Here is a 19,501-nt window from a genome sequence, read left to right as displayed (position 1 = left end):
TCACCCGGGTGCGCTCGCGCTACCGGTGGCTCTCCCCGGCCATCCTGTTCTCCGCGCTGCTCGAGTTCGGCGACATCTGGATGATGCGCAAGATGCTGCTCAACCTGCGTGACCGGGCCGAAGGCTCCACAACATCGACAGCACAACGGCCCTACGACACACCCGCTTCGGCCCGTGGACGGACCCGGGGGGTCGCGAGGGTCGAAGAGCATCCGGTAGATCCACGACCCGAGGCACCAGAGCGTCGTGGCGAGGATCGTCGCACCGACGATGACCGCCCCCGCCCAGGACGAACCCCAGCACCGGTAGCCCGTACTGGAAGGAGAGGGCCGCACCGGCCGTCAGGGATGTGGAGATCAGGTACGAGAACCGTCGGGGGGTCCGGCGTGGGCGGCAGCTTAGGGGCGTGGAAGAGGTGGCGGACGCCGAAGTTGTACACCACGTCGACCATCATGCCCCGGGGGAACAGCGCCCCGCTCAGACCGATGGGGACCAACCAGGCCAGCCAGGCGGGCGACTGCAGGATCAGTCCGATGGTGATCAGGATGACGCACACCGCCGGGGTGAACCGCAGCGGCAGCGCGTAGCGGGCTTTAGCTTCCTGGTCGAGGTAACCGAAGCCCTGGCCATTCAGGTTCCTGTCGGTGAATGCGCTGACAGTGGCCATCTCGGTATCTCTCTGTGGCAGTCCTACCCGCGCGAGGAGGGTTGACGCCGTCCCCCGGCTGGGTGCCTTGCGGGCCCCATTTCTGCCACTTTGGGGTGGTTCGACTTCCATGCTGGTACGCGCCGTACCCCTCCGCCAGGGACCATCGGCCCAACTTTGAGCGCCGACCCCCTCCGCCCGACTGGCTAGTGTCCACACATGACCGGGTGGCAGTTCTGGATCGACCGCGGCGGCACGTTCACGGACGTCGTCGCCCGCCGCCCCGACGGCACGCTCGTCACCCACAAGCTCCTCTCCGAGGACCCGGCGCGCTACCGCGACGCCGCCGTCGCCGGCATCCGCCACCTCCTCGGCGTCGAGCCGGGTGAACCCGTCCCGGTCGAGCAGATCGACGTCGTCCGCATGGGTACCACCGTTGCCACCAACGCCCTCCTCGAACGCAAGGGCGAGCCCACGCTCCTCGTCATCACCAAGGGCTTCGCCGACGCCCTGCGCATCGCGTACCAGGAGCGCCCGCGCATCTTCGACCGGCACATCGTCCTGCCCGAGATGCTCTACGAGCGGGTGATCGAGGTCGACGAGCGCGTCACCGCCCACGGCGAGATTCTCAAAGCCCCGGACCTTGACGCCCTCGAGCCCGAGCTTCGCAGGGCCAAGGACGACGGGATCGACGCCGTCGCCGTCCTCTGCCTCCACAGCCACCTCTACCCGGCGCACGAGAACGCCGTCGGTGACCTCGCCCGCCAGCTCGGCTTCAGCCAGGTCTCCCTCTCCTCCGAGGTCAGCCCGCTGATGAAGGTGGTCCCGCGCGGCGACACCACCGTTGTGGACGCCTACCTCAGCCCGATCCTGCGCCGCTACGTCGACCAGGTGGCCGCCGAGCTGCCCGGCGTGCGGCTGCTGTTCATGCAGTCCAACGGCGGCCTCACGGAGGCGCGGCACTTCCGCGGCAAGGACGCGATCCTCTCCGGCCCGGCGGGCGGCATCGTCGGCATGGCGGCGATGTCCGCCGCCGCCGGCCTTCGCGAGGTGATCGGCTTCGACATGGGCGGCACCTCCACGGACGTCTCCCACCACGCCGGCGAGCTCGAGCGCGTCTTCCACACCGAGATCGCGCGTCCGCCTGCGCGCCCCGATGCTCGCCATCCACACCGTCGCTGCGGGCGGCGGGTCGATACTGCACGTCGACGGCGACCGCTACGTCGTCGGGCCCGACTCCGCCGGCGCCGACCCCGGCCCCGCCTGCTACCGCCGCGGCGGCCCGCTGACCGTCACCGACGCCAACGTCATGCTCGGCCGCATCCAGCCCGCGCACTTCCCGGCCGTCTTCGGGCCCGACGGCGATCAGCCGCTCGACTCGGGCGTCGTCCGGGAGCGTTTCACCGCGCTCGCGGCCACGCTGCGCGAGCAGACCGGGGATGACCGCACGCCCGAGGAGGTCGCCGAGGGCTTCCTCGCCGTCGCCGTCGCCAACATGGCCAACGCCGTCAAGAAGATCTCCGTGGCCAAGGGGCACGACGTCACCACCTACGCGCTGACCACCTTCGGCGGCGCCGGCGGCCAGCACGCCTGCGCCGTCGCCGACGCCCTCGGCGTCCCCACCGTCCTCGTCCCGCCGCTGGCCGGTGTGCTCTCTGCCCTCGGCATGGGGCTGGCCGACGTCACCGCCATGCGCGAGCAGTCCGTCGAGGCCGAGCTCGACGACGCCGTCGTGCCCCGCCTCGAGGCCGTCGCCGCCGAGCTGGAGGGCGCCGCCCGCGCCGAGCTGGACGACGGCGCCGCCTCCCGCGGCATGGACATCGACGTGGTGCGCCGCGCGCACCTGCGCTACGAGCGCACCGACACCGCCGTCCAGGTCCTCCTCGCCGACCCCGCCGCGATGCGGAAGGAGTTCGAGGCCGCGTACCTGCGCACCTACTCCTTCCTCATGGACCGCCCGCTCGTCGTCGAAGCGGTCTCCGTGGAGGTCGTCGCCCGCGCGCCGCGGCCGGCGGTCGCCGTCGCCGCGGAGGAAGGGGACGACGGCGGGGCCGCGGTGACCGTCCACCTCGGCGGGCGGGCCCGAAAGGTCCCGCTGCGCCGTCGGGAGCACCTGCCCGCCGGGACCGAGGTGACCGGGCCGGCGATCGTGGCCGAGGCCAACGCGACGACGGTGGTGGAGGAGGGCTGGTCCGCCGTCGTCCTGCCCGACGGCGCCCTGCGGCTGGACCGCACCGGCGAGCGGGAGCGGCCCTCGGCGACCACCGCGGCGGACCCGGTGCTGCTGGAGATCTTCAACAACCTGTTCATGTCCGTGGCCGAGCAGATGGGCGCCCGGCTGGAGGCGACCGCGCAGTCGGTCAACATCAAGGAGCGGCTGGACTTCTCCTGCGCGCTGTTCGACGCCGGCGGGCACCTCATCGCCAACGCCCCGCACATGCCGGTGCACCTGGGCTCGATGGGCGCGACGGTGCAGGAGGTCATCCGCCGCCGCGGGGAGGAGATCCGCCCCGGCCAGGTGTACGCGGTGAACGACCCGTACCACGGCGGCACCCACCTGCCCGACGTCACCGTGGTCACGCCGGTCTTCGACGACGACGGCGCCCGGGTGCTCTTCTTCGTCGCCTCCCGCGGGCACCACGCCGAGATCGGCGGGCTCACGCCCGGCTCCATGCCGGCGTTCTCCACGACGCTGGCGGAGGAGGGCGTGCTGTTCGACAACTGGCTGCTCGTGGACGGTGGGCGGTTCCGCGAGGCGGAGACCGAGCACCTGCTGACCGCCGGGCCGTACCCGTCGCGCGACCCGGCGACGAATCTCGCCGACCTGCGCGCTCAGGTGGCGGCGAACGCGAAGGGCGTGGACGAGGTGCGGGCGATGATCGACCACTTCGGGCTCGACGTGGTGCAGGCGTACATGCGGCACGTGCAGGACAACGCCGAGGAGGCGGTCCGGCGGGTGATCGACCGGCTCGACGACGGCGCATACGACTACGAGACCGACGCCGGCGCGCACATCCGGGTACGGGTGGCGGTGGACCGGGAGGCGCGGTCGGCGACGATCGACTTCACCGGCACCTCCGGCCAGTTGCGCACGAACCTCAACGCGCCGTCGGCGGTGACGACGGCGGCGGTGCTGTACGTGTTCCGCACCCTGGTGGACGCCGACATCCCGCTGAACGACGGTTGCCTGCGGCCGCTGCGGATCGTGCTGCCCGAGCCGTCGATGCTCGCGCGGAGTACCCGGCGGCGGTGGTGGGCGGGAACGTGGAGACCTCGCAGGCGGTCACAGGGGCGCTGTACGCGGCGCTCAGGGTGATGGCCGAGGGGTCGGGGACGATGAACAACGTGACGTTCGGCAACGAGCGGCACCAGTACTACGAGACGGTCGCGTCGGGGTCGGGCGCCGGGCCGGGGTTCGACGGGACCGACGTGGTGCAGACGCACATGACGAACTCACGGCTGACCGACCCCGAGGTGCTCGAGTGGCGCCTGCCGGTGCTGCTGGAGTCCTACGCGATCCGCCGCGGCAGCGGGGGGTGCGGGCCGGTGGCGCGGCGGCGACGGCGGGGTCCGGCGGATCCGCTTCCGCGAGCCGATGACCGTCAGCCTCTTGACCAACCACCGGAGGGTGCCGCCGTACGGGGTGGCCGGTGGCGAGCCCGGGGGAGCTGGGACGGAACTCGATCGAGCGGGCCGACGGTGGTGCGGTCGAGCTCGGTGGGAGTGACGTGGCGGACGTCCGAGCCAGCGATGTGCTGGTGATCGAGACGCCAGGTGGCGGCGGGTACGGGCAGTTGGGGTGCAGTAGCGGCTGTCGATCCGTGGGACCACGCGCATATCGAGCGCCCGCCGGTACGATTCGCCGGGACAACGCGCTGACCGGCCTACGGGACTCCGACTAGTGGTCGGACGGCCCCAGCTCGAAGAAGGCGTCGCCCAGCGGTCCCGGCGTCTCGGTGACCTAGCTCGTCGGCTACAGGCGCTAGCCGTCCGAAACCTTACGGCCGACAGGGGCAGCGCGGCCGCGAGTATCTCGATCTCGGCGAGTCGCCCCCTAGTCGGCCACTTACCCGAACTCTCGGCTACCTTCGAGTGCGCGTCGAGCCGAGTAAAAGAGAGCTGAACATCGGGCGCCGAATAGTGAGCGATTTGGCGTAGTTACAAGCCATGACCCGAGCGCAACCCAAGACTAGATCAGCCTTCATGCACCAGCGCATCTAGAGGCGTCCGAGCAGAGGCGCCACTCCTCAATTGTCCACCGATGACTCGGACGACGCGTCGCCAGCGTCTAGAGTTACGACGACCAACCAGGGCACCGGGGTGACAACGGGTAGCTGCTGGAAGATGACTGACGTCTGGGGATAATTCGTGAGCGAGACGTTCGACCCGCTGGGTGCTGCCGATCCGGGCCTTATCGCCACTGCGATTAAGCAGCGGGTCCGTAACATCATCCGGAGCTACAACAACCCCTCGGACCTTCTCGCCGAGCCAATTCAGAATGCTGTGGACGAGGTTGATGAGGCGGCCCGTGTGGGCGCTATCGACCGGGGGGAAATCCGAATAACTATAGACTGCTCCACGGGAAAAGTGTCGGTCAGAGATAATGGTCGTGGAATATCTCAGCTCAATATCCGTCGTCTTCTAGCACCCGACGTAACGGACAAAGCGGATCTGTTCCGAAACGGGCGGTCCCGAGGTCACAAAGGTGTAGGGCTGACCTTCCTCGCATATGGATTCAATTTTTTCGAGCTTGAGTCGCGAACCGACGCTGAACACTTTCGTGTCCGGATCGAGAACTCGCGTCGATGGGTGGAGGACCCGACAATAACGCAGTTCCCCTCCGCTCGGCTGGACTTGCTATCTGACGATGAAGGTGAGCTCAAGGCGCCTGGGACTGTCGTCACTGTCCAGGTTGGTGACCAGACCGAGCCTAGAAACTTGTCGAGAACCTTCCCGAATGTCGAGTATGCGCGGACCGTTCTAGAAACCCAGACCGCCATCGGGGTGTATCCGAAGAACGGCAGGATCGAGGAGGGGCAATTCCATTCTCAGCTTGACTACCGCGAGAAAGACGGCACCCTTCGGAGCAAAGTCCTCTCGTCCACATACCGTTTCCACACCTTCACCTGAAGAAGGGCGTGAAAGTATTTGACGTCGGTTCATATCTGGCAGCGTCGCCTGGAGTGGTTCCCCCCGACTCGGCTTACGAAAAAGCACGAGGCTGGTTACCGGTTTTACAGTACCGACAAGCTGACCGAGCTTCTCAAGGGAAAGGCCGGAGGGGATCTCCTCATCGACGACGCTGACGTCGAAGGGCTCCTGCGGAAACACTCCGTTACAGCTTACGCGCTCGCTGGATATAGTGCGGCTTTCAAGGACACGCTTTCCACCAGCTGGGATGTGCCGAAGAACAGGCGCCTCGTGTCGCCGAGCATTCGTGTAGCCACAGATTCGATGATTTCATCATGGCAGAGAGACTTGAGCCTCAGTCATCGTGGGTTCAACGTTGAAAGAATATGGGTAGTCGTGCACTTCAACGGCGTGGAACCTGATCTCGGCAGGAAGGATTATCCGCCAGAAATTGTAGAGCTGCTAAACCTGCTCGAGGATCCTGTGGCTGACGATGTTGCCAAGCAGTCTGATCCCTTCCTGATCCCGACGAGCACGTCGGGCCGCGAGATAGACTACGAGGCACCCAACCTAAAAGCTCAGTCGCGGCTCGCGAACCCCTTCCCTATAAACTCGGAGGCTGTTCGACTGTCGTATTTGTCGGAGCCAATGGAAGAGCAGGATGTGGTCGCACTGTTCAATGAGCTGCGCGGCGAAGGGCTGCTTTCCCAGTTCGAGCCCGTTTTCTTCAGTGGTTCATACGTTTACGACTCCTATCTTCGTTACAATCCAGCGGCGGTCTCGGAAAGGATCGAGGCAGTGCTGCCGGGCAACACGGCCGCCCTCCCTAACCGGCTTCGAGAGGGTGTTGCTGAGTTCAAGTTTCGGGCGCACGATCTACTGCCCAATATTGTGCGTGAATTGAAGCAGTGGTCAGAAATCCGATGGCTCGTGTGCTGGACGGCTGCGACGACCAGCAGGACGCAGGGTGGCCTTACCATGCATGTTTCCGAGGTGGCTGAGGGTGACGACGCCTATGCTGGAGTCACGCATATTGCCACTCTTGACGCAGCAGGAGAAGCGGTTATACATGTGGTGGCTCTGAAGACACTTCTGCAAAAGCTAGGGGCCTGGCCTGTCATGTGACGTTACGCCGCTCATGAGTTTTCGCGCTTCTCTACAGGCGTGGCCTTTTTTGCAGTTGCTGCTGATATGTGAACGATTGGACCGAATGGCAGGTCTGGCCCAACGCTTGGCGCGGTGAAGGGGCTTCCTGCCGTGTCGTTGGGGGGCCGCCCCGGATGATGCGGTGTGCCGGCATGGCTCCGAGTTAGCGACTAGCTGCAACGTGTCCCGGATGCGAAGCTGCGAACATGTACGCGCGGCGAACGTTCACTAGGTCCGGCTTAAGTGGTGCGGAAAAGGAGGAGCTTGTCGTAGTGGATGGGATCGCATCCCAGCTACAGTCGTATCTGGCATCGAGCGCAGCAGAACTCAACGCAGTCCACATCCACGGTGCGGGTAGTGCCGCGGTGCAGGCGATCGTTTCGCGGCTGCTGAGGGACGAGCTTGGTTTCTCCGAGGAGGTGGTGATCGATCCTTCTGACGGGTTGGTCACCCGTGCTCGTCCAGATTTCTACTACCAGCTTCGCCCCCGGTCGAGGGATTATCGGCGAGGTCGAGCGGGGGAGGTACGACAACCAACAACCATGATCTCAAAGATTTCTGGAAAGCGCACATAGCGCCATTCGTGCAACATCTTTTTTCTTGTGGTCCCGATGGCAAATTGGCGCGCGGACGGCAGTCAGCGGGAGAAGCCGTTTCCTCTGGTGGCCCATCGCCTCTCTGCGTTCTTCGGTGACCCTCGACGTGAGGTCGATGTTCTTAGCGTGAACCTGTTCGGTTACGGCGGCCAAGAGATGGCGGTCCGCGCGGGAGTGTGAAAGGACCGCGCGGCCTGCTGGAGCACCCGTTGCAGCGGCGCGATCAGGGCCTTCGCGCGCGTCGTCAGTGACAGCGTGCTGCCGTGCCGTCGGCGACAGCGTGCTGCCCTGTTGCGCCGCGAGCGCGTCGCCGAGCAGCCCGCCGCATGTACCGGTGCGGCTGCCTGATCGCTCAGTCGAGAGATACCCACCGCGGCGGCCGCCAACCAGCAGTCCGAGGTAAGCAGCCCTGATCATGGAAGCAGTGATCTCCAGAGTGTGACCGGCGGACGTAGACGCACGATCCTCGCGAGCGCACACTGCCGGTGGCAGGCGCGGTCAACGCGGGCACGCGCCGTCGGGAGGTCCTGCCATGAGCAAGGCGCAGGCACGACCGGGTGAGGTGGGGCCGCGCCCCACGCGGGCGATGCCAGACGTGGGTGAGGACCGCTCGCTGCTCCGGCTCGGCGCGGTGTCGATCGTTGTCGGGCTCGTGCTGCAGGTCGTCATGGGGCTGCTGCACCCGTCGCGAGCGGACCCGAACGACTCGGCCGCCGCGTTCGCCGAGTACGCCCGGTCGGACGCCTGGACCGCCGTCCACATGGGCCAGTTCATCCGCACGCTGCTCATCGTGATCGGCCTCGTCGCGGTCAGCCGCCACCTGGCTCGGCAGGTCGGTGGTGCCGGCGCCGCCGCCGTCGTCGCGGGACTCGCCGCCGTGCTCGTCGCCGCGGTCTTCGCGGTGCAGATGGCCGTCGACGGCGTCGCGCTCAAGGGCGCCGTGGACACCTGGGTCGGCGCCGCCGAGGCGGACCGGCAGGCGGCCTTCCTCGCCGCCGAAGCCGTCCGGTGGACCGAGAAGGGGCTGAGCGCGTTCTTCCAGCTCCTCAACGGCATTGCCCTGCTCACGCTCGGCCTGGCCATGGTGCTCGGACGGCTCTTCCCGCGATGGCTCGGCTGGGTCGGGGTGATCGCGGGCCTCGGCGCACTCCCGGGCAGCGTCGTCGTCGCCTACACGGGCTTCTCCGCGACGGCGGCCCTCGTCCTGCAGCCGGCGGCCGTGCTCGGCGCGGTCTTCCTGATCGGGACGGCGGTGGTGATGTGGCGCAAAGGACGAGCGGTGACGACCGGCCGTGTCTAGCGTGATCCGGTGACCGCGATCGCCACAGGCACGCAGACCCGCCGGCGCGAGCTCTCGGGGCAGCTGTCCGTCCAGCTGCGACGGTTCCTCGCCACGGAGTCGGCCAGCGCGGTCCTGCTCGTCGGCGCGACCGTCGTCGCCCTCCTCTGGGCGAACTCCCCGTGGTCGGAGACGTATGAGAGCATCTGGAGCGCCACCGCGTCCGTCCGGATCGGCGACGCCGGCCTCTCGATGGACCTCGACCACTGGGTCAACGACGGCCTCATGGCCATCTTCTTTTTCGTCATCGGCCTCGAGGTGCGCCGCGACCTCGCGGTCGGTGAGCTGACCGACCGAAGACGCGTGGTGCTCCCCGTCCTCGCCGGCGTCGGCGGCATGGTCGTCCCCGCCCTGCTCTACCTGCTGATCGCGCCGTCCGACGCCGCGCACGGCTGGGGCGTCGTGATCGGCACCGACACGGCGTTCCTCCTCGGCACGCTCGCGCTCGTCGGCCCTAACTGCCCCACGCAGCTGCGGATCTTCCTGCTCTCCCTCACGGTCGTCGACGACTTCGTGGCCGTCAGCGTCATCGGCCTCGTCTACTCGGACGAGATCCACCTGCCCGCGGTGCTCGTCGCGGCCGCCGGGATCCTGGCACTGGTGGTGATCGGGCGCCTGGGCGTCTGGCGCACCTGGGCGTACGTGTGGATCGCCGTCGTCGTCTGGGTCGCCACCCTCGCCTCGGGGCTGCACGCCTCCATCGCAGGCATGCTGGCCGGCCTGCTCATCCCCGCCTTCCTGCCGCGCCGGCACGACGTCGAGGGCGCGGCCAAGCGGGTCCGCGCCTTCCGGCAGTCGCCGATGCCCGAGGTGGGCCGCTCCGCGCAGGAGGCGCTCACCCGCGCGGTGTCCGTCAACGAACGTCTCCAGCTCGTGCTGCACCCCTGGACGAGCTACGTCATCGTGCCGATCTTCGCCCTCGCCAACGCCGGGGTCGACCTGCGTGGAGGCGTGCTGGCCGACGCCCTCGCGTCCCCGCTGACGTGGGCGGTGGTGGTCGGGCTCGTGGTGGGCAAGTTCGCCGGCATCGGCAGCTTCACCCTCGGTGGCGCCCGGCTCGGGGCGGGACAGCTCCCGCAGGGCGTCGGGCCCGGGCAGACTCCTCGGCGGCGCCGCGCTGTCCGGCATCGGGTTCACCGTGGCGCTGCTGATCATCCACCTCGCGTTCGAGACGAACCGCGGGCGCGGGTGGCCGGCCAAACGCGCTCGCGGTGTCGACGAGCGCTCGGTGCACAACGGGCGGGCCGGACCGGTCGCGGGCGGTGGGCCGGGGTGCCCCGGGAACGGCTCAGGCCCCCGGTCGGAGGACCGGGGGCCTGAGCAGGTGCGACGGTTCTACCGGTTGCGCACCAGCGCGTGACCGAGGTCGGCGTTGAGGGTGCTGATGACGTCGAGCGGGATCTCCTTCGGGCACACCGCAGCGCACTCGCCGATGTTGGTGCACCCGCCGAAGCCCTCGGCGTCCTGCTGCTGGAGCATGTTGACCACGCGGGCCTCGCGCTCGGGCTGGCCCTGGGGCAGCAGGCCGAGGTGGGTGACCTTCGCGGCGGTGAACAGCATCGAGGACGCGTTCGGGCACGCGGCCACGCAGGCCCCGCAGCCGATGCAGGCGGCGGCCTCGAACGCGCGGTCCGCGTTCTCCTTGGGCACCGGGGTGGCGTGCGCGTCAGGGGCCGCACCGGTGTTGACGGAGATGTACCCGCCGGCCTGGATGATGCGGTCGAAGGCGGAACGGTCGACGACGAGGTCCTTGATGACCGGGAACGCGCTGGCGCGCCACGGCTCGAGGGTGATCGTGTCGCCGTCCTTGAACGAGCGCATGTGCAGCTGGCACGTGGTGGTGCGCTCCGGGCCGTGGGCCTGGCCGTTGATCATGATGCCGCACATGCCGCAGATGCCCTCGCGGCAGTCCGAGTCGAACGCCACGGGGTCCTCGCCGCGCGCGGTGAGCTCCTCGTTGAGGACGTCGAGCATCTCCAGGAACGACATGTCCTCCGTGACACCCAGAAGCTCGTAGGCCACCAGGCGCGGCTCGGCGTGCGGGCCGGCCTGGCGCATGACTTTGAGGGTGATCTTCACTTGTAGCTCCGCTGCTTCATCTCGACGTACTCGTAGTTCAGCTCTTCCTTGTGCAGGACCGGCGCCCCGTCGGTCCCGCCCCACTCCCACGCGGCGACGTAGGCGAACTCGTCGTCGTGACGCAGGGCCTCGCCGTCCTCGGTCTGCGACTCGGCACGGAAGTGCCCGCCGCAGGACTCCCGGCGGTGCAGGGCGTCGATGCACATCAGCTCGCCCAGCTCGATGAAGTCCGCCACGCGGCCGGCGCGCTCGAGCGCCTGGTTCAGCTCGTCGGCCTCGCCGAGGACCTTGACCTCGCGCCAGAACTCCTCGCGCAGCGCCCGGATGAGACCGATCGCCTTCTGCAGGCCCTCCTCGGTGCGCTCCATGCCGCAGTACTCCCACATGATGTGCCCGAGCTCCTTGTGGAAGGAGTCGACCGAGCGGGAGCCGTTGGTGCTGAGCAGGTGGTGGATGCGGGAACGCACGGACTCCCGCGCCTCGACGACGGCGGGGTGGTCGTCCGGGATCTTCTCGAACGGCGCGTCCGCCAGGTAGTCGTTGATCGTGTTGGGCAGCACGAAGTACCCGTCCGACAGTCCCTGCATCAGCGCGGACGCACCGAGCCGGTTGGCGCCGTGGTCGGAGAAGTTCGCCTCGCCGGTCACGAACAGCCCGGGGATGGACGACTGGAGGTCGTAGTCCACCCACAGCCCGCCCATCGTGTAGTGCACGGCCGGGTAGATGCGCATCGGGACCTCGTACGGGTCCTCGCCGGTGATGCGCTGGTACATGTCGAAGAGGTTGCCGTACTTCGAGGACACGGCCCCGCTGCCCATGCGCCGGACCGCCTCGGAGAAGTCCAGGTACACGCCGCGGCGCACGCCCTCGACCTCCGGGCCGACGCCGCGCCCCTCGTCGCACACGTACTTGGCCGCACGCGAGGCGATGTCGCGCGGGACGAGGTTGCCGAAGGCGGGGGTAGATGCGCTCGAGGTAGTAGTCGCGGTCCTCCTCGGGGATCTGCCGCGGGTCCTTGGTGCAGTCCTCAGGGCGCTTCGGCACCCAGATGCGTCCGTCGTTGCGGAGCGACTCGGACATGAGCGTCAGCTTCGACTGGTACTCGCCGACCGGGATGCACGTGGGGTGGATCTGCGTGTAGCAGGGGTTGCCGAAGTAGGCACCCTTGCGGTGGGCCCGCCAGGTGGCGGTGACGTTCGACCCCATCGCGTTGGTGGAGAGGAAGAAGACGTTGCCGTAGCCGCCGGTGGCGAGCACGACGACGTCGGCCATGTGGGTCTCGATCTCCCCGGTGACCATGTCGCGGACGATGATCCCGCGCGCCCGCCCGTCGACGACGACGAGCTCGAGCATCTCGTGCCGCGCGTACGTCTTCACCGTGCCGGCGGCCACCTGTCGCTCGAGGGCCTGGTACGCACCGATGAGCAGCTGCTGGCCGGTCTGCCCGCGGGCGTAGAAGGTGCGGGAGACCTGGACGCCGCCGAAGGAACGGTTGTCGAGGAGGCCGCCGTACTCGCGGGCGAACGGCACGCCCTGGGCGACGGCCTGGTCGATGATGTTCGCGCTGACCTCGGCCAGGCGGTAGACGTTGGACTCGCGGGAGCGGAAGTCCCCGCCCTTGACCGTGTCGTAGAACAGCCGGTAGACGGAGTCGTTGTCGTTCTTGTAGTTCTTCGCGGCGTTGATCCCGCCCTGCGCGGCGATGGAGTGCGCGCGCCGCGGGGAGTCCTGGTAGAAGAACGTGCTGACGTTGTAGCCCGCCTCGCCCAGGGTGGCCGCGGCCGAGGAGCCGGCGAGCCCGGTGCCGACGATGATGATGTGCATCTTGCGGCGGTTGGCCGGGTTGACCAGGCGGGCGGAGAACTTGCGCTGCTCCCAGCGGTTCTGCAGCGGGCCGGCCGGCGCCTTCGTGTCGGCGATGTTCGCGCCCTCGCGGTACAGGCCGGCGACGAGGTCGGTGCTCTCGATGGTGGAAGTCATCAGTTCAGTCCTCAGTTCACGAAGCCGAGCAGGATGGCGGTGGGCGGGGCCATGAACCCGATCAGCAGGGCCGCCGCGACGACGTACGCGAGGAGGTTGATCGCCCGCTGGCGGCTGCGGTCCGAGGCGCCCAGCGTCTGCAGGGCGCTCCACACGCCGTGCCGCACGTGCATGGTGAGCAGCACGATCGCGACGAGGTAGACGAGGTACAGCCACCAGTGCTGGAAGGCGGCCACGAGCCGCTCGTACGGGCTGTCGAACGTGCCGCCGACGTTGACGGTGAGGGTCGTGAACTGCAGCAGGTGGAAGACGATGAAGGCGAGCAGGATGAGGCCGCCCCACCGCACCGTGCGCGCCGAGTAGGTCTGGGCGGTCCGCCGGGAGACGACGTACCGCTGCGGCCGCGCGGCGCGGGCCCGCCGCCACAGCACGACGGCCGCCACCACGTGCACCACGACGGCAACCAGCAGCACCACTCGCTGGATCCACAGGAAGCCCTCGTGGGGAAGGTACGGGTACAGCAGCGTGCGCAGGCTGTGGGCGTAGCCGTCGAAGGCCTCCTGGCCGGAGAAGGCCTTGAGGTTGCCGTACATGTGGAGGAGGACGAAGAGGACGAAGAGGATGCCGGAGATAGCCATGGCCCACTTCAGGGCGACGGTGGTGTATCTGGCGCGGCGCGGCGTCGTCGGCACTGTGGACGTGACCATGAGTCCTGATCGTACCGAGTGCGGGCTCCCCGTCCGTTCACGGCCCCGCGCACATAGGGGCCGCGCACCGCGGGGCGCCCGGTCCACCTGCGGAAATGACGGCCCGTCAGTTCCGCCGCGTGTGGCTGACGTCACACGCGAGGCGGGGAACGGGACTGCCGCCCGGCAGGTTCCGGCCCGGCGGGTCCAGGAGGGCGGCCGGGCTTAGGGCCGGTCGCCGGTCGCGGCGGGCCGCGCCGGGTCGGCGGACCACTGGGACCACGAGCCGGGGTACAGCGTCGCGGCGACGCCGATGCTCGCCAGCGCCGCGATCTCGTGCGCGGCGGTCACGCCGGAGCCGCAGTAGACCGCGACGGCGGCTCCCTCCCCCGCACCCACCTGCTCGAGACGACGGCGCATCTCCGTCTCGGGCAGGAACGCGCCGCCGGGCCCGAGGTTCGCCGTCGTGGGGGCGCTGCGGGCGCCGGGCACGTGGCCGGCACGCGGATCCACGGGCTCGACCTCGCCGCGGTAGCGTTCCGGCGCCCGCGCGTCGAGGAGCACCCCGTCGCCCGGCCAGGCGGCCGCGCCGTCGGCGTCCGTGGTGGGCATCCCGGGACCCGCGGTGCCGGCGGCCAGCGGCAGCACCACGTCGCCCGGCACGGGGTCGACGTCGCCCGTCTCCAGCGTCCCGCCGGCGCCCCGCCACGCGGCGAGCGCTCCGTCGAGGATGCGGACGTCCTCCAGCCCGGCGTGCTCACCGGACCTCCCGCACGGCGCTGGTCTCGCCGTCGGGCGAGCCGTCGCCGCGCACCGCGTCGCGCCCGGCGTCGACGTTCTCCTGCACCGCGCTCGGCTCGTCGGTGCGCGGCGCGTGCTCCCGTTCGAGGTGGGCGTCCAGGTTGTAGTCGGCGAGGCGCCACCCCTCGCCCTCGCGCACGAGCCGGGTCACGGCGGCGTTCCGGACGCCGTCGGTGCGCCCGATCTCGAGGATGCGGGCCTCGTCGAGCTCCTCGCACACGTACCGGAAGACGAGGACGACGACGTCGTGGCAGGTGAGAAGGACCCGTTCGTGCCGGGTCTGGCGGTCGAGGTCCGCGAGGAAGCTGCGCACGCGCAGCGCGACGTCGGCCCACGACTCCCCGCCGGGCGGGCGGTGGTAGAACTTGCCCAGCCACTGGCGGCGCTGAGCCTCCTCCGGATGACGGGCCTGCACGCCGGCGGTGGTCAGGGTGTCGGTGATGCCGAGGTCACGGTCGCGGAGGCGCTCGTCCACGCGCAGCGGCACCTCGACGTCCGCCACGCGCAGCGCGGTGCGGGCGGTGTCCAGCGCGCGGCGGTACGGGGAGGACCACACGGCCTCCGGGCGCCGGTCGCCGGGCAGGTTCCGCAGCCAGGAGCCCAGCGCCGCCGCCTGCTCACGGCCCGCGGGCGAGAGCTCGACGTCGGCGTCGCGCGCCGGCACGTCGATGATCTCGGCGCCCGCGGCCTCGGCGCGGGACGCTGCGACGTTGGCGGCGCTCTCGCCGTGGCGGACGAGGACGATCTCGGTGACACCCATGAGCGCAAGGTAGGTTCCGGCGCCCTCCCGCGCGCGCGGAGGCGCGGCGGTGCACCGGCCGAACGGCACCGGCAGTTCCACCGCGGACACGGCCGGCTCGCTGTAGCGTGGCCAGTCCCGGGGGATCACCGACGACGGTGGCCGGGGTCACCACCCAGCCATCCACCGCTGCCGACCCGGAAGGCCTCCCCCCATGACCCACCGCTACTCGGCCCTGGCGTCCTCGCTCGTGCTCCTCGTCGCGTTCGGCGCGCTCGGCGCGCTGGGGGCGAGCGCGCCCGCCGTCGCGGCGGTCGCGGTCCCGGCGGCCGACGAGACGCAGGACTTCCCGGCAGGCTCGGACGACATCGCCGACGACCCCGCGATCTGGGTCGACCGCGGCGCCCCCGCCCGCTCCGTCGTCGTCGGATCCAGCAAGGACCCCGACCGGGGCGGGCTGGCCGTCTACGACCTCGCCGGCAACCAGCTTCAGTTCCTCCAGACGGGCGAGACGAACAACACGGACCTGCGCTCCGGGGTCCTGGGCGGGCGGACGCTGGTGGTCGCCAGCGACCGCACCAACGACGCCCTGGCGTACTTCTTCCTCGACCCGCGCACCCGGACCCTCTCGCCCGCGGGCCGCACCCCGCTCGGGTTCGAGCCGTACGGCACGTGCCTCTACGCCAGCCCGGACGGCACGCTGTACGCCTTCGCCACGCAGGCCACCGACGCCTCGGGCCAGTTCGACCAGTACCGGCTCAGCCTCTCGGGCGCCTCGGTCACCGGGACGAAGGTGCGCGACCTGAGCACCGGGTCCCAGGCGGAGGGGTGCGCGGTCGACGACAGGGCACGGCGGCTCTTCCTCGCGGAGGAGGACCTCGGCCTCTTCAGCTACGGCGCGGATCCCACGGCCTCGGCGTCCCGCACCACGATCGACGTCGTCTCCGGTCCCAACCTGCAGGCGGACGTGGAGGGCGTGACGGTCGCCCGCGGCGCCGGCGGTGGCCCCTCCTACCTCCTGGTCTCCTCGCAGGGAGACAGCACCTACCACGTGTACGACCTCGTCCCGCCGCACGCCCACCGTCGCGCGTACACCGTGACCGCCTCCGGAACGGTCGACGGCGCGACCCGCACGGACGGCCAGGCCGCCACGCTCGAGAACCTGGGTCCGCAGTTCCCCGGCGGCCTCGTCGTGGTGCACGACGAGGACAACACGGGCGGCACGGCCTCGAACTTCAAGTACGTCGACGCCCGGAAGGCTCTCGGACCGCTCCACCCGGGTTCCGGGGGCGCCCGGGTGACGGGCTTCTTCCTCAACGACTCGTGGGGCCCCGTCGCCAACCACGTGTTCCGGTACGGCAGGCTCACCGACCCGGTGCTGATCGGGGACTGGGACGGCGACGGCGCGGACACGATCATGGTGCGGCGCGGCAACGTCTTCCACGTGACCGACGAGCTGCGCGGGGGCCCTGCGGAGCGCGTGTTCGCGTACGGCCGGCCCGGGGAGTCGGTCCTCGTCGGGGACTGGGACGGGGACGGCAGGGACACCCTGGCGGTGCGGCGCGGCAACGTCTACCACCTGAAGAACACCGTCACCGGCGGCCCCGCCGACCGCGTCGTCCCCTACGGCCGCGCCCGGGACCAGGTGCTCGTCGGCGACTGGGACGGCGACGGTGACGACACCCTCGCGGTGCGGCGCGGCAACGTCTACCACCTGAAGAACACCGTCGCCGGCGGCCCCGCCGACCGAGTGGTCCACTACGGCCGCCCGGGCGACGAGGTCTACGTCGGCGACTGGAACGGCGACGGCTCCGACACGCTGGGCCTGCGCCGGCTCCGCTGAGCCTCCCGTCACTGGCCGGGCGCACGGGAGAAGGCCCGCACCTGGCGGGCCTTCTCCGTCGGGCGGGAGCCCTCAGCGGCGCTCGGCCGGCTCGGACGCTCCGGTGCTTCCGGAGGTGGTGCCGCGCTGCGTCCCCACCCTGGGCTCCGGGGCCACCTGGTCCAGGTCCTCCGTCACGTGCGGGCGGGTGGCGATCGTGTTGTCGATGTCCTCGGCCGTGTCCGCGCGTCCGGCCCGGCGGCGGGAGGCGAGGACTGCCCCCAGCGCGATGACCGCTGCGACCAGCGCGATACCGATGCGGACCGCGTGGTTGGCGTCGGCCGGCACGCTGAACTGCACCACGGCGGGCGCGATGAGCAGGGAGACGAGGTTCATCACCTTGATGAGCGGGTTGATCGCCGGGCCGGCGGTGTCCTTGAACGGGTCGCCGACGGTGTCGCCGATGACGACGGCGGCGTGGGCCTCCGAGCCCTTGCCCCCGTAGTGCCCGTCCTCGACGATCTTCTTGGCGTTGTCCCACGAGCCGCCCGAGTTGGCGAGGAACACGGCCATGAGGACACCGGCGCCGATGGCCCCCGCGAGGAACCCGGCGAGCGGGCCGACGCCGAGGCCGAAGCCGACCGCGATCGGCGCGAAGGCGGCCAGCAGGCCGGGAGTGGCGAGCTCGCGCAGGGAGTCCCGGGTGCAGATGTCGACCACGCGGCCGTACTCGGGGCGGGTCTGACCCGTCATGATGCCGGGCAGCTCGCGGAACTGGCGGCGGACCTCGAAGACGATGGCCCCGGCCGCGCGGGTGACGGCGTCGATGGCCAGGCCGGAGAAGAGGAACACGGTCGCGCCGCCGAGGATCACGCCCACCAGGGTGATCGGGGAGATGATCTCGTAGCTGACCATCGCGCCGACGATGCCGTCGGCCATCTGCCGGCCCGCCTCCTCGATCTCGGCGAGCGCCACGCGCACCGCGTCGGCGTAGGAGCCGAACAGGGCCGTCGCGGCCAGGACCGCCGTCGCGATCGCGATGCCCTTGGTGATGGCCTTGGTGGTGTTGCCGACGCGTCGAGGTCGGTGAGCACCTGCGCGCCCGCCTCGTCGACCTCGCCGGACATCTCCGCGATGCCCTGCGCGTTGTCGCTGACCGGGCCGAACGTGTCCATGGCGACGATGACGCCGACGGTGGTCAGCAGACCGCAGCCGGCGAGCGCGATGAGGAACAGCGAGAGACCGATGCTGCCGCCCGCGATGAGGAACGCGCCGCAGATGGCGGCCGCGATGATGCCGGCCGTGTACACGGCGGACTGGAAGCCGACGCCGATGCCCGAGAGGACCACGGTCGCCGCGCCGGTACGCGAGGTGGACGCCACGTGCACCGTGGGCCGGGACGTGGTTCCCGTGAAGTAGCCGGTGAGCCAGAGGATGACGCCGGCCAGGACCACGCCGATGATGACGGCGGCCGTCACCATGAGCCGCGGGTCGCCACCGTGGCCGGCCAGCTCCTCGCTGACGCCGGCGATCGCGCCGAAGGTGGACGGGAGGTAGACGAAGGCGGCGATCGCGGCCAGGACCACCCCGACGACGGCGGAGACGTAGAAGCCGCGGTAGATCGCCGTGAGGCCGGACTCCTCGCCCCGCACCCGCGTGATCACGACGCCGAGCAGGGCGACCAGGGCGCCGATCGCGGTGACGATCAGCGGGAGGATGAGGCCCTGCTCGCCCATGGCGGCCTTGCCGAGGATCAGGGAGGCCACGAGCATGACGGCGTAGGACTCGAACAGGTCCGCGGCCATGCCGGCGCAGTCGCCGACGTTGTCGCCGACGTTGTCGGCGATGGTGGCGGCGTTGCGCGGGTCGTCCTCGGGGATGCCCTGCTCGACCTTGCCGACCAGGTCCGCCCCGACGTCGGCCGCCTTGGTGAAGATCCCGCCGCCGACGCGCATGAACATGGCCAGCAGCGCGGCGCCGAAGCCGAAGCCCTCCAGCACCGCTGGGGCGTCGGCACGGTAGAAGATCACGACGCCGGCGGCGCCGAGCAGGCCGAGGCCGACCACCGCCATGCCGACGACGCCGCCGGTGCGGAAGGCGATCCGCGCCCCCTCGGAGCGGCCGCCGGAACGGGTCGCCGCCGCGGCGACCCGCACGTTCGCGCGCACGGCGAGCGACATGCCGAGGTAGCCGATGCTGGCGGAGAAGCCCGCGCCGAACAGGAAGGCGATCGCCCGCCCCACCTTGATCTCCGGCTCGGCGGGCAGCAGGAACAGGAGGCCGAAGACGACCACCGCGAAGATTCCCAGCGTGCGGAACTGGCGCCTGAGGTAGGCCTGCGCGCCCTCCTCGATCGCGCCCGCGATCTCCCGCATCCGTGGCGTCCCCGCGTCCGCGGCGAGCACCTGGCGGCGCAGCAGCACCGCGATGACGAGCGAGACGATCGCGACTCCCGCGATGATCCCGACGATGGCCAGGCTCGTGGCCCCCAGATCCAGCATCCGCCCTCCTCGGCAGCGCTTCCCACCTGCGACGAC

10 protein-coding genes and 4 pseudogenes are annotated in these 19,501 nt (G+C 70.0%); 8 read left to right on the top strand and 6 right to left on the bottom strand.

The window, feature by feature from the left end:
* Positions 1-865 precede the first annotated feature (865 nt).
* The 7 genes and pseudogenes from DA06_RS07870 to DA06_RS07840 form a co-directional block, all read left to right on the top strand.
* A pseudogene (locus DA06_RS07870) lies at positions 866-4,129 on the top strand (hydantoinase B/oxoprolinase family protein); the annotation flags it as partial.
* A gap of 112 nt (positions 4,130-4,241) precedes the next feature.
* On the top strand, positions 4,242-4,373 hold the full coding sequence (locus DA06_RS07865) for a hypothetical protein (RefSeq protein ID WP_418607919.1): 132 nt from the start codon (positions 4,242-4,244) through the stop codon (positions 4,371-4,373).
* 641 nt (positions 4,374-5,014) lie between these two features.
* Positions 5,015-5,776, top strand: coding sequence for an ATP-binding protein (locus DA06_RS07860; RefSeq protein WP_418607331.1), 762 nt, complete (start codon positions 5,015-5,017; stop codon positions 5,774-5,776).
* A gap of 18 nt (positions 5,777-5,794) precedes the next feature.
* Positions 5,795-6,901: a hypothetical protein gene (locus tag DA06_RS07855; protein ID WP_418607330.1), complete on the top strand. Its 1,107-nt coding sequence runs from the start codon at positions 5,795-5,797 to the stop codon at positions 6,899-6,901.
* Positions 6,902-8,050: 1,149 nt separating this feature from the next.
* Entirely contained in the window at positions 8,051-8,818 is a 768-nt protein-coding gene (locus tag DA06_RS07850) for a hypothetical protein (protein ID WP_418607328.1), read from the top strand.
* A gap of 9 nt (positions 8,819-8,827) precedes the next feature.
* Positions 8,828-9,886: pseudogene (gene nhaA, locus DA06_RS07845) on the top strand (Na+/H+ antiporter NhaA); the annotation flags it as partial.
* Positions 9,887-9,902: 16 nt separating this feature from the next.
* Positions 9,903-10,217, top strand: a complete 315-nt coding sequence (locus DA06_RS07840; protein WP_418607917.1) for a Na+/H+ antiporter NhaA — start codon at positions 9,903-9,905, stop codon at positions 10,215-10,217.
* Here DA06_RS07840 and DA06_RS07835 read toward each other — a convergent pair.
* From DA06_RS07835 to DA06_RS07815, 5 genes and pseudogenes are all read right to left on the bottom strand, one after another.
* On the bottom strand, positions 10,193-10,936 hold the full coding sequence (locus DA06_RS07835; RefSeq protein WP_043498867.1) for a succinate dehydrogenase/fumarate reductase iron-sulfur subunit: 744 nt from the start codon (positions 10,934-10,936) through the stop codon (positions 10,193-10,195). The genes DA06_RS07840 and DA06_RS07835 overlap by 25 nt on opposite strands.
* Positions 10,933-12,916 (bottom strand): annotated as a pseudogene (locus DA06_RS07830) (fumarate reductase/succinate dehydrogenase flavoprotein subunit). Before DA06_RS07830 ends, DA06_RS07835 begins: the two are co-directional and overlap by 4 nt.
* 11 nt (positions 12,917-12,927) lie before the next feature.
* Positions 12,928-13,623, bottom strand: coding sequence for a succinate dehydrogenase cytochrome b subunit (locus DA06_RS07825; RefSeq protein WP_418607326.1), 696 nt, complete (start codon positions 13,621-13,623; stop codon positions 12,928-12,930).
* Between the two features lie 204 nt (positions 13,624-13,827).
* Complete coding sequence (locus DA06_RS07820) at positions 13,828-14,265, bottom strand: sulfurtransferase (protein WP_418607325.1); 438 nt, start codon at positions 14,263-14,265, stop codon at positions 13,828-13,830.
* A 94-nt stretch (positions 14,266-14,359) separates the two neighbouring features.
* Positions 14,360-15,163 (bottom strand): histidine phosphatase family protein, encoded by an 804-nt coding sequence (locus DA06_RS07815; RefSeq protein ID WP_052436501.1) that lies wholly within the window; start codon positions 15,161-15,163, stop codon positions 14,360-14,362.
* Positions 15,164-15,356: 193 nt separating this feature from the next.
* On the opposite strand from DA06_RS07815, the gene DA06_RS07810 reads away from it, so the two are divergent.
* Complete coding sequence (locus DA06_RS07810) at positions 15,357-16,985, top strand: phytase (protein WP_052436500.1); 1,629 nt, start codon at positions 15,357-15,359, stop codon at positions 16,983-16,985.
* 72 nt (positions 16,986-17,057) lie between these two features.
* Here the strand turns inward: DA06_RS07810 and DA06_RS07805 are convergent.
* Positions 17,058-19,465: pseudogene (locus DA06_RS07805) on the bottom strand (sodium-translocating pyrophosphatase).
* Positions 19,466-19,501 lie beyond the last annotated feature (36 nt).

Origin of the sequence: Georgenia sp. SUBG003 (assembly GCF_000715355.2) — a bacterium.
GTDB lineage: Bacteria > Actinomycetota > Actinomycetes > Actinomycetales > Actinomycetaceae > Georgenia.
Note: the sequence above shows the minus strand (reverse complement) of the source record. Positions and strands in the feature narration are given on the sequence as shown.